Below are 13,434 nucleotides of genomic sequence, written 5' to 3' on the forward strand. Positions count from 1 at the left end.
TCATTCGGCGTTATCTTCTTCCGGTGCTTCTGGCACTGCGGCAACGTCGCCATCGGAAATACCCTGATCGACCATTTCCTCGACCACGGCGTCTTCCGCTTCATTCTCCGGCTCTTCTTCCTCGTCGATCTTGGCCGCACCGACGACATGTTCGCCCTTGGCGACATCGAACAGTTTTACCCCCGAACTATTCCGTCCGATGACCCGCATGTCCGCGACTTTCATCCGGATCAGCTTGGCCTGGTCGGTGACCAGCATGACCTGCTCATCATCGGTTGCGCGGAAACTGGCAACGACGGTGCCGTTGCGCTTGATATTGTCGATGTTGAGAATGCCCTGGCCGCCGCGGCCCGACTGGCGATATTCGTAAGCGCTCGAACGCTTGCCGTAGCCGTTGGCGCAGACGGTGAGGATGAATTCTTCCATTTCGGTGAATTCGGTCATGCGCTCGGCAGAAAGCTCGGGTGCATTTTCATTGTCTTTCCAGGGCGCCGCTTTCAAATATTGATCGCGTTGTTCGGTTGTCGCTTCAACGCCGCGCAGCACGGATAGCGAGATAACCTCGTCATCTCCCTTTAGTGCAATGCCGCGTACACCGGTAGATGTACGGCTTTGGAAAGAGCGCACCGCATCACCGGCGAATCGAATGGCCTTGCCATTTTTGGTAGCAAGCAGGACATCATCATTCTCGGTGAGCAATTTTACACCGATCAGGCGATCTTCGCTGTCCTCGTCGAATTTCATCGCAAATTTGCCGTTCGACGGAACATTGGTGAAGCTGTCCATGCTGTTGCGCCGGACGCTGCCCTTGGCGGTCGCGAACATGACGTGGAGAGCGGCCCATTCCGCTTCGTCTTCCGGCAATGGCAATACGGTGGAAATCGTCTCCCCATCTGCCAGCGGCAGCAGGTTGATCATCGGCCGTCCCTTGGTCTGTGGCGCGCCTTCGGGAAGCTTCCAGACCTTGAGCCGGTAAACCTTGCCATGGTTGGAGAAAAACAGCACCGGCGTATGCGTCGATGTGACGAACAATTCGGTGATCGCATCTTCATCCTTGGTCGCCATGCCGGCCCGGCCCTTGCCGCCGCGGCGCTGGGCGCGGAACGTGTCGAGCGGCGTCCGCTTGATATAGCCACCATGGGTGACGGTGACGACCATTTCGGCACGCTCCATCAGATCTTCGTCTTCGAGACCGTCCCAGGCGGCGGTGATTTCCGACAGACGCGGCGTGGCGAACTGTTCTTTCACTTCTTCCAGCTCTTCGCGCATCACGGCATAAAGTTTTGCACGATCGGCCAGGATCGCCAGATATTCCTCGATCGCGACCGCCAGTTCTTTCAGTTCGTCGCCAATTTCGTCGCGGCCGAGGGCGGTCAGTTTCTGCAGGCGCAGATCGAGGATCGCCTTGACCTGAATCTGGGACAGTTTGTAGCTATCGCCCTCGACGTCTGTCTCGATCGCTTCGACCAGCCGGATATAGGGTGCGATTTCGGCAATCGGCCATTCGCGGGCGAGCAGGGATTCGCGCGCTTCTACCGGGGTCGCGGAGGCACGGATGATCCGGACGACCTCGTCCATATTGGTTGCCGCGACCACCAGGCCGAGCAAAACATGGGCCCGGTCGCGGGCCTTGTTCAGTTCGAACTTCGTCCGCCGGGTGATGACTTCTTCGCGGAACTTGATGAAGGCTTCGATGATATCGCGCAGGTTGAGCACTTCCGGTCGACCACCGCGAATGGCGAGCATATTGGCGGGGAAGCTGGACTGGGCAGGGGTGAAGCGCCAGATCTGGTTCAGCACGACGTCCGGCGTCGCGTCCCGTTTCAGTTCGATCACCACACGCACACCGGCGCGGCTGGATTCGTCGCGAATGTCGGAAACACCCTCGATCCGCTTGTCCTTGGCGGCCTCGGCAATTTTTTCGACCAGGCCGGATTTGCCGACCTGAAACGGAATCGATGTCAGGACGATCGAGCGTTTGTCGCCGCGGCCTTCCTCTATCTCGTGCCGCGCGCGCATCATGATCGAGCCGCGACCGTCTTTATAGGCTGCGCGTGCTCCGGATTGTCCGAGAATCAGCGGTGCGGTAGGGAAGTCCGGGCCGGGAATAATTTCGATCAGTTCATCAATCGTAATTCCCGGATTGTCGATATAGGCCAGGCTGGCGTCGATGACCTCGCCGAGATTGTGCGGCGGGATATTGGTTGCCATGCCAACCGCAATGCCGCCGGCACCATTGACCAGCAGATTGGGGAAACGGGCAGGGAGGACATTTGGCTCCTGCCGGCTACCATCATAATTGGGAATGAAATCGACCGTATCCTTGTCGAGATCATTGAGCAGGAAGTTGGAAACCTTGTTGAGGCGTGCCTCGGTATAGCGCATCGATGCCGGCATATCCGGATCCATCGAACCGAAATTGCCCTGGCCGTCGATCAACGGTACCCGCATCGACCAGTCCTGCGTCATCCGGGCCAGTGCCATATAAATAGCGCTGTCGCCATGGGGGTGGTAATTGCCCATCACATCGCCAACGATCTTCGCACTTTTGCGATAGGGGCGTCCGGCGACCATGCCACCTTCCTGCGAGGCAAATAAAATGCGCCGGTGGACCGGTTTCAGGCCATCGCGCACATCGGGCAGGGCACGGCTGACGATGACCGACATGGCATAATCCATGTAGCTGGTTTTCATCTCATCGACGATGTCTACCGGTTCGATGTTGGATGGCGACGGTGGAGTGGTTTGTTCGTTCACAAACGGGCCTTTTTCATAGGTTTTTTCTTGCCGATTCTTCTAGGGGAGCAGGCAGGCAAAAGCCAGCTTTTCGGGCCAATTTTACAATATTATTACACCGCCGAAATCAGGGTTTGATTTCGCCATCATCACCGACCGGGGAGGGTGGCGAGTTTTGGGATATTTTTTCCATCCTCGATCGGTAGAAAATATTTGGCGATCCGCGCTGACCCCGCCGGTTGCCTCAAGAGCAACAGCATATCTGGCGTCATGTGCGAAGGAAGCGCAGGCTGTTTTCGTTGCTGCTGCCGGGATCATAGCGATACCCGTCATAGTCAAACGCTTTGAGCATCTCAGGGTCGGTCAGATGGTTTTCACAAATATAACGCGCCATCATGCCACGCGCCCGCTTGGCTTCGAAGCTGATAAACTTCGGGCCATCGGGGCTGTCCTTGCGAAAATCCACTTCAATGATTCGAGCAGCCAGTGTGTCAGCATAAGGTTTGACCGATGCCCAATATTCGTTGCTGGCGAGATTGACGATCGTTCGGGAACCGATTTTTTCGAGATCCGCGGCTAGTGCCTTGGCAATCTTGTCTTTCCAGAAGTCAGTCAGTTTATTGTAGCGAGGTGCCCATTTCGTACCCATTTCGAGGCGATGGGGGCGAATGGGATCCAAGGGCCGGAGCAGCCCGTAAAGCCCGGAGAGGATTCGCATATGATCCTGGGCAAAGACCATGGCGTCTTCGCTGAGACTGCGCGCTTCAAACCCGCTATAGACATCACCATTATAGGCATAAATGGCAGGCCGTTCCGGCTGGTTGAAAAATTCTCGATACCGTTGGCGGTTCAGGGCAATGAGATTGTCCGATACCGGCATGATCGCCTTGAGCTTCTTTGTGGTCAGGTTGTCGATCGCCTTGGCGAGCTTTTCCGTTTCTTCGGGAAAGCGGTTTGTCGATGGTCTGGTCGCGGGAATGCTCGATTTGAAATCCAGAGATTTGGCGGGAGAAACAATTGCAAGCACGCGATTTTACCTCAATTTACTGTCTGTGCGCGGGATGCGCGTTGTGAATAGCTGCTGTTCAACATCTATTCAGCGGATTCACCCTAGAAAAGGGTCCAAAGCTTGGTAATAGGGCCAAGAGAGTTTGTGGTGCAACCATATTCCGGGGAAGCCTTTCCCCCTACATAAACAAACCATCCGGAGGATATTCATGCGTTTTTTATCTCATTTTTCAATGGCCGTCGCGCTGGCGACTGCGGGCACTTTGGCGATATCCGCCATACCGCAAGAGGCCCACGCTGCGAAAAAGAAGAAGGACAAGGGATCGGAAATAACGATCAGCAAGGAAATACGCCCGAAAGTTGCTGATATTCAGTCGGCAATGGGAAGCGAAACTCCCGAAACGGCAAAACCGCTGGTCGAAGCCTTGCTTGCTGAAACCCTGGCCCCGGATGACCGCTTTATAGCGGGGCAGCTGGCCATCCAGCTCGGCGGCAAGCTGCAAGACACTGGTTTGCAGGAAAAGGGCATTATCGCGTCGCTCGATAGCGGACGGACCGGTGCAGAACAGTTGCCTGCGTTCAACTTTTTTGCCGGTAATTTTGCTTATGGTGCAGAACGTTGGGCCGAATCTGCGCAACGGTTCCAGGCCGCCTATGATCTCGGTTATCGTGCGAATAATATCGAGCCACTGCTAGCGGAGACCTATTTCAAGCGGAACATGCATGTTGAAGGCCTGGCGAAGTGGAAAGAAATTCTGACCAACGCCAATGCGACAGAAAACAAGGCACCGGAATCATGGTATCGACTGGCACGCGACCGAGCGCTGGCGAGTGGTAACAAGGATTTATATGCCGCCTGGGCTGCCAATTGGGCAGCCGCCTATCCGTCAGGCGATTCCTGGGGTGATGCTGTGGCCGCAAGCCGCCGTACATCGTCGTCTGATAGCATCCAGAATCTCGAGGTTTTGCGGTTCATGAAAGCCACCGGTTCGCTAAAAACGACCCGCGACTATCAGGAATTTGCCGAGGAAGCGCAGCGGAAAAATCTGTTCGGCGAAGTTGTCTCGGTTCTTGAGGAAGGGCAGCAGAAAGGCCTCATCACTGCGTCCAGTCCCCTGGTTTCGGAACTTCTCGCTCCCGCAAGGCGCGAGGTCTCGGCGGATCGTGCGTCACTACCTGGTCAGCCTTCCGCTGTGCGCGGTTCCGGCAGCAGCTCGGTGATGATGAACTTTGCCGACGTCTGGCTGGGTTACAAGGATTATGACAAGGCCATAGCCTTTTATGAAGCCGGTCTGGCCAAGCCAGGTGCTGATCAGGATCGCGGCAATATGGGCATCGGCACGGCCTATGCCTATGCGGGCGATTATGCGACAGCAAGGCAAGCGTTTGCAAAGGTTTCCGGAACCCGGGCACCATTGGCAAATATGTGGCAGACGTGGATCGGACAGCAAACGGCTCCGACTGCTCCTGCACAGGTTGCCGCAGATCCGGCTTCCTGAGTCGATCTGACCGAATAAAATTATGGAAAGGGGCGCTGGGTGCGCCCCTTTTTTTTATCGCTCGATTGGAACACCGGGCAAATGTTTGGCGGACCGGATTGTGAGCGATGTTTTTACGCTTGCCACATTGGGTGCCGCGGTCAGCTGGCTTGTCAAAAAGCTTTGGAATTGTTGAAGATCTTTGGCGACCACCTTGAGGATAAAATCGATTTCACCGTTCAACATGTAACATTCCCGTACTTCGGGCAGCTTTTGCACATGATCCTCAAATGCCTGCAAATCGGCTTCTGCCTGACTTTTCAGGCTGACCATCGCAAAGACGGTGATCGTATATCCCATTTTTGCTGGATCAATGGCGGCATGATAGGATTTGATCACCCCTTCATCTTCCAACGCGCGCATCCGGCGGAGGCACGGCGGGGCGGTCAGGCCGACGCTATTGGCAAGTTCCACATTGGTAATCCGACCGTCATTTTGCAGTCGCTGCAAAATTTTCATATCGATTTCATCAAGATTTGTGTCAGCCATAAATATGTAATATCCGTTCGCGAATCATTTGATGATTATAATATAATAAGCACACCAAGCAATGCTTTCCGCCATGTCCCACATTGTGACGCGGAATATTCATAGCTTCCTGTAACGGCTGTAAAAGGTTATCGCCTAGTTAACAGTTGTGTGAAACAACGATTTTCGGGATCAAAAATTGCGCTTCGATGACCGCCTGAACACCGTGCTCAAAGGGAGCCTGCCAGAAGGGGCAGCTGCTGCCACGCAGTGGCGCCAGGTGGTTGATCTTTTGGCGCAGAAACCGGGTGATCTGGCGAATCAGGACATTCAGGCAGGATTGACCCGGTTGCGCGATCTCCATGACCGGGTTCCCGAACAGGAACGGCTGGCGGCCGTGCAGTCGCTGAACGGTCGATTACGCTCTGCCCCTCTGCTGGTGTATTTGAGTGGCGATACCGATCCGGTTTGTGATGCCGCGATATCTGCGTCTGACTTGCCGCTTGCGGTTTACGCTGATGTATTTCCCCGACTTTCCGAGCGAGCGCGAGACTATTTGCAATCACAGGGTCCCGGCATTGCGGATCCGATGCCCGAGGCTCCGATTTCCGCGACCGAAACCCGTGCTCCGGATGCCATTGGCAGCGTCGGAATTGAAAGCGGCGGTGAGTCGCACGAAAGCCCGCCGCGGAATTCCGCGGAACATGCCGAAGGATCTCAGATCAGCGCGCTGGTAGAGAAGATCGCGGATTATCAAAAAAACCGCACCGTCGGAACCCAGCGGCAGTCGTACGATCAACGAGGCAGCAAAGGATTTTCCGTCGAACCGCTGGGATCCATCCGGTTTGAAACGGATGAATCGGGGACGGTTACTTGGACCGAAGGGCCTCCGAAAGGGGCGATTGTGGGCGTTACCATAGCGCAACCTGCTTTTGACGAAGGCCCCGGCCCCGATGCTTATGGTGCGGCTGCATTTCGGCAGAGAATGCCGATGGAGAATGCCCGGATGCGGCTGTGTGGGGCGTCAATTGTCGCCGGTGACTGGCGAATGAGCGCGATACCCTATTTTAGCGAGGAGTCCGGACGGTTCGAGGGCTATCGGGGAATCATGCGGCGGCCCAATGAAGCCGAGGATGCCGGAAATAGCGGTCTCGACGTCAAGCGGCGGGAGCAGCTCCAGCAACTGATTCATGAATTGCGGACGCCTTTGAACGCTGTGATCGGATTTAGCGAAATTATCGAACAACAGCTTTTTGGCCCGGCATCTTTTGAATATCGCTCGCTGGCGCGCAACATCATGGATGAAGCGCGGCGGCTGCTGGCGGGATTTGAAGATCTTGATATTGCCGTAAAAGTCGATTCCGGACAATTGCCGGGATCTGTCGGAACGACCAACGCCGACTGGCTCTTCGAGCGGATGGCACAGCGTCTGCAAGGATTGACCCATAGCAAGGCGGTCGAGCTGAATATCAGCAAGGCGGAACCGATTCGACCCTTTGCGCTGGACGGCGAATCGGTGGAACGCATATTCGCGCGATTATTGTCGGCAGCGATTATCTCCTGCGAGAATGGCGAGACGCTGAAAGCGGAGTTGCGGACGCGAGTGGGCGTGCACCCCACCAACCAGTTCACCCTGTCGCGTCCGTCGCGAATAAAGGATGTTGCCGAAAATATTTTGCTCGATCCTTCGCAGGGCATTGACGATGACGGAAGCGAATCATCGTTGCTGGGACTTGGTTTCTCTCTGCGTCTGGTGCGGAATCTCGCGGAAGCTGCCGGTGGCGCGCTTACCATTAACCAGGATAATATTGCCTTGACCCTCCCAGCGGCGGCGATCGGTAAAATGAAAATTCGGGAAACCGAACTGGAATAATATTCCAGTCGGCACTAAGGTTATCCGCCTGGTTCGGGTAATATGGAGCGGCGGAAATTTCTCTACAAGAATATCAGCCGATGAAGATCGAGAAGCCGGATAACCATGTCCAGTGGCCGACAGAATTTGGCCGACGGTTTCTGATTTCTGTGGATACGGAAGAGGAATTCGACTGGGACGCGCCATTCCAGCGGAGCGGTCACACGACGATCTCCGTTCCCAAGTTGCTGAAGTTCCAGGAATTTATTGAAAAACACCGAATCAAGCCGATCTATTTTGTCGATTATTCGATTATTTCCGATGCCAAGGCGGTCGCATTTCTGCGGACCGTCACCGAACAGAAAACGGCTGACATCGGGGTTCATTTGCATCCATGGGTCAACCCGCCTTTTGATGAGCGGGTGAATGACCACAACAGCTTCGCCGGAAATTTGCCGAAAGAGCTGGAAGAAAAAAAGCTGGTGACGCTGCGGGATGCGATTCACGATAAAATCGGTGTCCGGCCGACGACCTATCGTGCCGGGCGTTATGGCATTGGTCCGCATACGGTTGAGCTTTTGATCAAACACGGCTTTGTGATGGATAGCAGCATCCGGCCCCGGTTTGATTATAGCGGGCAGGGCGGTCCGGACTTTCTGTCGGTCGGTTCGCAGCCCTTCTGGTGGGGCGACGACAAGCGACTTCTCGAAGTGCCGCTAACCACCATCTATTCGGGTATTTTGCGCAAGCAGTCGGGTCTTGCAGCGCCCGTCATGAACAAGTCGCCTTTGATCAACGCGCTATTATCCCGCAGCAAGATGCTCGAGCGCATTCCCCTGACACCCGAAGGGATATCGGCGCGAGAGACAAAGGAAGCGATTGATGTAGCGCTGGATGATGACTTGCAGCTGCTGGTTTTCTCCTTTCATTCTCCTTCGCTTTCGCCCGGCTACACGCCTTATGTTCGTACCGCAGAAGACCTTGATGGCTTTTACGACTGGTGGCGCGAGATCATCGGGCATCTCGAGATTCGAAATGTACAGCCCGTTGATATGGGCCAGTTACTGGAAGCTGCATCGGGCGTTTAGCAATTTCATTGGTGGGAACGGGACGAATCGCGACGATCGTTCTTGCCAAATCATCAAAGCTTCCGCTATCGGAGCATCCCAATGAGATTTGCCAGAAAAAGCTGCTCATACGGGCCTGTAGCTCAGTTGGTTAGAGCTGGCCGCTCATAACGGCTAGGTCGGGGGTTCGAGTCCCTCCGGGCCCACCATAATTTTCTGCCACCGCGAATTACCACGCTTATGAGCGGTGATGAAAAGAAGCGTGAAAAACCCTTTGCTTTTCGTAAAAGCACCGCCTAGGGGAAGCGCGCGTCGGGGAGTGGCGCAGCCTGGTAGCGCACCTGTTTTGGGTACAGGGGGTCGCAGGTTCAAATCCTGTCTCCCCGACCATTTTTTAAAACGGATTGTTGCGCTCCGTTTTTTGCCCGGTAGATGCAGGGCCACCGTCAATCGCTACCGCCAGATCAACGTCTAGTTGCCGCTGGAGACGATTTTTCGCCAGAGCCTATATCCTTTGTAGACCAGAAAAATGCAGAGGAATAACAGCACTGATGCAATGACCAGCGCTGCGACCGGGTTGGCAAAGGCTAAAAACAGCAGGCCACCAGTAGCAATATCCTCGCCGGTCGAGACCACAGCATTGCTAACCGGCTCCGGACTGGTGTTGACGAGCGCGCGCGCACCGGCCTTTGCCCCATGGCTCATTAGCGCCGCGCCGCCGCCCAGCAGAAAGACCACAACCTGCCAAACGGGATCACTTGCATCCACCACCGCCAGCGCGAGCAGCGCGCCGCCCAGCGGCCGGATTGCGGTATGAATCGTATCCCATATGCTGTCGAGCCAGAGAATTTTATCGGCAAAAAATTCGGCTATCGCGCCGAGCGCGCTGATGGCCAGAACCCAGGGATTCGCAAAGGCATCCAGCATCTGCAAATTCTCGGGAAGGCTGATCCATTGCAGCCGCATGGCGAGACCGGTAACAAAAACCGTGAAGTAGAGCCGCCAGCCCGATATCAGGCTAACGCTACCGGCCAGTCCCAAAAGCTCGACAATTCCCATTTCATGACCCTGCCATGTGGATGGAGTTTTGGCAAATCCGATTGCGCTGCCGGATGGTGACCAAAAGGCTTTGCAAAGCAGACAAGCGTTGTTCATATAAAAACATGACCGAAAAACAGAGCAGCAGCGTAGCGCCAGCGATCGACGCAATTTCAGGCAAACCAATGCCGAAGCCCATACCCGCTTCAACCCTTATCATATTCCGCGATCAGCCGGGGAGGACAGCGCCCGATCTGCTGATGGTAGAACGCTCGGCAAAAATGGTCTTCGCTGCGGGTGCTGCAGTTTTTCCGGGTGGCCGGATTGACGATGCAGATTTTGATTTCGCCAAAGCGCTCGGCCATGATGATTTTGAAGAATATGCTGCGCGCATTGCCGCCGTTCGGGAATCGATCGAGGAAACCGGGATTGCTGTCGCGGTCGAAGGCAATCTCGACGCGAAGCGCGTTTTGGAAGCCCGGGCGGCGCTGCATGATGGCACAAATCTCGCCGATATCTGCAACCAGTTTGACTGGCAGCTGGAGCTGGAAAAGCTGATACCCTTCTCCCGCTGGTGCCCGCCATTTGCGGAAAAGCGGGTTTTCGACACCCGTTTCTACATGATCTCGCATGATGACCACAAGGCACAGGCCACGGTCGACGAAACCGAAAATTACAATTTATTCTGGGGCAATGCGCAATCCGTCCTGAATCGGGCCGAAGCGGGCGAGGTCAAGATCATCTTCCCGACCAAGCGCAATCTCGAACGGCTGGCGCAATTCGGATCGTTTGACGAGGCTGTTGCCCATGTCAAGGATCACCCCGCCGTGATGGTCTCTCCCCGCATTGAAAAACGCGATGACGGTGTTCATTTGTGCATCCCGGAAGGCATCGGCTATCCGATTACATCGGAATCTATGGATGCCGTCCAGCGCGGTTTCAAGAAATAGGAAAAAATGGTGCGCCCGGCAGGACTCGAACCTGCTGCCTCAAGATTAGAAGTCTCGCGCTCTATCCAGATGAGCTACGGGCGCCATTTGCAAAAAACCGCAGATTTTTGCGGCTTTGCGCCTAGTTTTATTTTTCAAACTTGTCAATAAGGAAGGTTTTTCTGTCGCACGGTGCGACGAAGCGTTGCATGCGCGACCGGTGGTGAGCGACTTGGTCGTCCAAAGCCATGTTCATGGCAGCCCGGTCGCGGGGCAGTTAAATGGACGACCCGGATTCCAACAGCGCAAACAACATGAATCCGGTATCTTTCAGGGTGGCATCGATATCCATGTCCGGATTGTCGATTAGCATTTCCAAAACTGCATATCCCGTTTCTACAATGATTTGGTATTGTCGTTCGATTTTCTGAACATCGGCCTCTGGTATTTCGTTCACTCGTAAATCGACAAATCGTTTGACCATTTCGCTATGGGAAGAACGCCGAACATTGGCGAGCTGCGGCGTCGCATGAAGAGCGCGCATGATCCACGGCCCGCCTTTTTGGGCCATTGTCACATTATATTGTCCGCGCAGTTGATCGGCAATATTTTCGGCCGTTGGCAAAACCCCGATGCCATCAAGAGTGTCGTAAAGTGCGTCATTTTGAATGCGCATCAATCGTTCGCCGAGCGCTTTCAATACGGCATATTTGTTCGGAAAATACCGATAAAGCGCGGGCGGCGTCAGACCGGCTTTCTTGCAAATAAGGTTGGTATTCAGCCTGTCAAAACCCAGTTCCTCCAACAGCTCTGCCGAGGCTTCCAATATCCGGTCAATCGTGTCTTCGCCCCGCTGTTGTCGCGGACGCCTGCGCGGCTCGACCGTCTTGCCTGATATGTTCACTTTCGTCGTCATCTGCATCTTCTTGACACTATGATTAGCAAACGATAGTAATAGCTATCTTTTTGAGAAGGGCAAGAATAAGTATATGAAAAAGCTGGTTGCAGCCTCGATGGTTTTGCTCGCCGCATGTGGGGAAGGCAGTGCCGACCAGACCGGCAACGTTGCCGGTTCACTGGACGCCCGAATCTTGCCTGTCGAATCCGACATCCAACTTGCCGCCGACTTGACCCCCAATGATGCAAAGCTCGCGTCAAAATATGACCGAAGTTGCAGATCTTGTCACTCGACCGTTGACGCGGCAGCGCCATTGACCGGACATAAAGCCGCGTGGGCGATTCGATATGATGCCAAAGGCGCAGATGGTTTGCTCGCCAGCACCAAGGCCGGTTTCAATGCCATGCCGCCGATGGGATTGTGCAGTGATTGTTCGGACGAAGAACTCAACCAATTGATCACCTTCATGGCCGGCAGGACAAGCTGATGCCGCTTTCTCGCAGGAAATTATTATTGGGTGGTGCCGCTGTGGCAATTGCCATTCCGGTTGGTCGCCAGGCCTGGTGGTCTTCAAAGAATTTTGTCCGCGAGGGCTTTAATCCCGATCTGCCGAAAGCCCCGACCGGTGAACGCGCCTGGATGAACTGGTCCGGCGTTGAAAAAGCGACACCAAAGATACTAGCAGCCCCCACCAGCACCGAAGAAGTTGTGGCGCTGGTCAAAAACAGCCCGACACCCATTCGTCCGGCGGGCAGTGGCCACAGCTTTACGGCTTTGTGTCCGTCCGAAGGGACAATCGTGGACATAGGTGCGCTTTCAGGGATCATTTCCCATGACCCCACAACAAATATCGCGACGCTAGGTGCTGGTACCAAGCTCCAACAGGCCGCGCGCCTGCTCCATGAACAGGGTCTCGCCTTTGCCAATTTGCCCGATATTGACGTGCAGACGCTCGCGGGCGGTTTCAGTACTGCGACCCATGGAACCGGACGAAACTTGACCGCGATCCACGACTATGTGCGAGGCTTTGAACTGATCTCCCCGTCGGGTGAAATCGTGCAAGCAAGCGCCGAGCAAAATGCGGATCTGTTCCAGGCGGGCAAGGTATCGCTCGGCGCGCTGGGAATCATCACTCGCTATGATCTGCAGGTCGAGCCGGCCTTTGATCTGCGCCGTCGCGTGAAACTGGTCAAAACAGTAGATATCCTCGACCAATATATGGGGCTCTCGGAAAAGCATCGCAATTTTGAAGCGGTATTCTTCCCCCATACGGGTCATGGAGCGACGTTCACCCATGACAAATATGAGGGGCCTCTTTCAGGAGAGCAGCCTAGCGAAGATGATAATTTCCTGCAGGATCTAAAGCAGCTGCGGGACATATTTGGTTGGTCATGCTGGCTTAGGCGCAAGGTGTTTGCCGGGTCGGTTGATCCTGAAGCCGGAGAAGAAACCACCGATGCGGGGTGGAAATTACTCGCGACGAGCCGTCCGTCCAAGTTTAACGAAATGGAATATCATATTCCGCTGGAGAATGGATTGGCGACACTGCGTCAGGTTATTGCCAAAATGGAAAGCAGGAGCGATGCCTTTTACCCTATCGAAGCACGAATAACCGCACCCGACGAAGCATGGCTCAGCCCGTTCAACGATGGCCACCGGCTTTCGATTGCCATCCATGCTGATTCGTCAGAAAACTACAAATATTTCTTCACCGAGTTTGAACCAATATTCCGCGCTGCCGGGGGGCGCCCGCACTGGGGCAAGTTGCACAGTCTTGGGGCAAAGGAATTATCGATGCTTTATCCAAAATTTGCCGCGTTCAATCAACTGCGCAAGGAGCTTGATCCGACCGGAAAATTCGTAAATCCCTATCTCTCAAAGATCTGGGGAGAAGCCTAGC

11 protein-coding genes and 3 tRNA genes are annotated in these 13,434 nt (G+C 54.8%); 8 read left to right on the plus strand and 6 right to left on the minus strand.

What is annotated here, in order from left to right; all coding sequences use genetic code 11:
- Both gyrA and yaaA read right to left on the minus strand, forming a co-directional pair.
- A complete protein-coding gene (gyrA, locus tag ACN0WX_RS07330; protein ID WP_417621876.1) occupies positions 1-2,694 on the minus strand; it encodes a DNA gyrase subunit A in 2,694 nt (897 codons plus the stop codon).
- Between the two features lie 310 nt (positions 2,695-3,004).
- Positions 3,005-3,763 carry a peroxide stress protein YaaA gene (gene yaaA, locus ACN0WX_RS07335; protein WP_417621640.1) on the minus strand — a complete coding sequence of 253 codons (759 nt, stop codon included), beginning with the start codon at positions 3,761-3,763 and terminating at the stop codon, positions 3,005-3,007.
- A 190-nt stretch (positions 3,764-3,953) separates the two neighbouring features.
- Between yaaA and ACN0WX_RS07340 the strand changes: the two genes are divergently transcribed.
- The gene (locus ACN0WX_RS07340; RefSeq protein WP_417621641.1) at positions 3,954-5,243 is read left to right on the plus strand and encodes a hypothetical protein; all 1,290 of its coding nucleotides are present in this window, start codon (positions 3,954-3,956) and stop codon (positions 5,241-5,243) included.
- Positions 5,244-5,297: 54 nt separating this feature from the next.
- Here the strand turns inward: ACN0WX_RS07340 and ACN0WX_RS07345 are convergent, their stop codons facing one another.
- Positions 5,298-5,771 (minus strand): Lrp/AsnC family transcriptional regulator, encoded by a 474-nt coding sequence (locus ACN0WX_RS07345; RefSeq protein WP_417621642.1) that lies wholly within the window; start codon positions 5,769-5,771, stop codon positions 5,298-5,300.
- A gap of 178 nt (positions 5,772-5,949) precedes the next feature.
- Here ACN0WX_RS07345 and ACN0WX_RS07350 point away from each other — a divergent pair, with 178 nt between their 5' ends.
- The 4 genes from ACN0WX_RS07350 (at position 5,950) to ACN0WX_RS07365 (ending at position 9,059) form a co-directional block, all read left to right on the plus strand.
- Positions 5,950-7,623, plus strand: a complete 1,674-nt coding sequence (locus tag ACN0WX_RS07350; RefSeq protein WP_417621643.1) for a sensor histidine kinase — start codon at positions 5,950-5,952, stop codon at positions 7,621-7,623.
- Between the two features lie 80 nt (positions 7,624-7,703).
- Positions 7,704-8,690, plus strand: coding sequence for a polysaccharide deacetylase family protein (locus ACN0WX_RS07355; RefSeq protein ID WP_417621644.1), 987 nt, complete (start codon positions 7,704-7,706; stop codon positions 8,688-8,690).
- A gap of 111 nt (positions 8,691-8,801) precedes the next feature.
- Positions 8,802-8,878, plus strand: a tRNA-Ile gene (locus tag ACN0WX_RS07360).
- A gap of 104 nt (positions 8,879-8,982) precedes the next feature.
- A tRNA-Pro gene (locus ACN0WX_RS07365) sits at positions 8,983-9,059 on the plus strand.
- An 81-nt stretch (positions 9,060-9,140) separates the two neighbouring features.
- Here ACN0WX_RS07365 and ACN0WX_RS07370 read toward each other — a convergent pair.
- The gene (locus ACN0WX_RS07370; protein WP_417621645.1) at positions 9,141-9,728 is read right to left on the minus strand and encodes a DUF4126 domain-containing protein; all 588 of its coding nucleotides are present in this window, start codon (positions 9,726-9,728) and stop codon (positions 9,141-9,143) included.
- Positions 9,729-9,892: 164 nt separating this feature from the next.
- On the opposite strand from ACN0WX_RS07370, the gene ACN0WX_RS07375 reads away from it, so the two are divergent.
- On the plus strand, positions 9,893-10,657 hold the full coding sequence (locus ACN0WX_RS07375; RefSeq protein ID WP_417621646.1) for an NUDIX hydrolase: 765 nt from the start codon (positions 9,893-9,895) through the stop codon (positions 10,655-10,657).
- 7 nt (positions 10,658-10,664) lie between these two features.
- Here ACN0WX_RS07375 and ACN0WX_RS07380 read toward each other — a convergent pair.
- Positions 10,665-10,741, minus strand: a tRNA-Arg gene (locus ACN0WX_RS07380).
- A gap of 172 nt (positions 10,742-10,913) precedes the next feature.
- Positions 10,914-11,552: a TetR/AcrR family transcriptional regulator gene (locus tag ACN0WX_RS07385; RefSeq protein ID WP_417621647.1), complete on the minus strand. Its 639-nt coding sequence runs from the start codon at positions 11,550-11,552 to the stop codon at positions 10,914-10,916.
- A 73-nt stretch (positions 11,553-11,625) separates the two neighbouring features.
- Between ACN0WX_RS07385 and ACN0WX_RS07390 the strand changes: the two genes are divergently transcribed.
- Together ACN0WX_RS07390 and ACN0WX_RS07395 are read left to right on the plus strand one after the other, a co-directional pair.
- Entirely contained in the window at positions 11,626-12,021 is a 396-nt protein-coding gene (locus tag ACN0WX_RS07390) for a c-type cytochrome (protein ID WP_417621648.1), read from the plus strand.
- A complete protein-coding gene (locus ACN0WX_RS07395; protein ID WP_417621649.1) occupies positions 12,021-13,433 on the plus strand; it encodes a D-arabinono-1,4-lactone oxidase in 1,413 nt (470 codons plus the stop codon). Before ACN0WX_RS07390 ends, ACN0WX_RS07395 begins: the two co-directional genes overlap by 1 nt.
- Position 13,434 lies beyond the last annotated feature (1 nt).

The organism is Parasphingorhabdus sp., assembly GCF_048269915.1.
In the GTDB taxonomy this organism is placed as follows: Bacteria; Pseudomonadota; Alphaproteobacteria; order Sphingomonadales; family Sphingomonadaceae; genus Parasphingorhabdus.

Excerpts from the sequence above, each read along its gene's own strand:
- gyrA (WP_417621876.1), bottom strand. The coding sequence starts at position 2,694 with ATGAAAACCAGCTACATGGATTATGCCATGTCGGTCATCGTCAGCCGT.
- ACN0WX_RS07340 (WP_417621641.1), top strand. The coding sequence starts at position 3,954 with ATGCGTTTTTTATCTCATTTTTCAATGGCCGTCGCGCTGGCGACTGCG.
- ACN0WX_RS07345 (WP_417621642.1), bottom strand. The coding sequence starts at position 5,771 with ATGGCTGACACAAATCTTGATGAAATCGATATGAAAATTTTGCAGCGA.
- ACN0WX_RS07355 (WP_417621644.1), top strand. The coding sequence starts at position 7,704 with ATGAAGATCGAGAAGCCGGATAACCATGTCCAGTGGCCGACAGAATTT.
- ACN0WX_RS07370 (WP_417621645.1), bottom strand. The coding sequence starts at position 9,728 with ATGGGAATTGTCGAGCTTTTGGGACTGGCCGGTAGCGTTAGCCTGATA.
- ACN0WX_RS07375 (WP_417621646.1), top strand. The coding sequence starts at position 9,893 with ATGCCGAAGCCCATACCCGCTTCAACCCTTATCATATTCCGCGATCAG.
- ACN0WX_RS07385 (WP_417621647.1), bottom strand. The coding sequence starts at position 11,552 with ATGACGACGAAAGTGAACATATCAGGCAAGACGGTCGAGCCGCGCAGG.
- ACN0WX_RS07390 (WP_417621648.1), top strand. The coding sequence starts at position 11,626 with ATGAAAAAGCTGGTTGCAGCCTCGATGGTTTTGCTCGCCGCATGTGGG.
- ACN0WX_RS07395 (WP_417621649.1), top strand. The coding sequence starts at position 12,021 with ATGCCGCTTTCTCGCAGGAAATTATTATTGGGTGGTGCCGCTGTGGCA.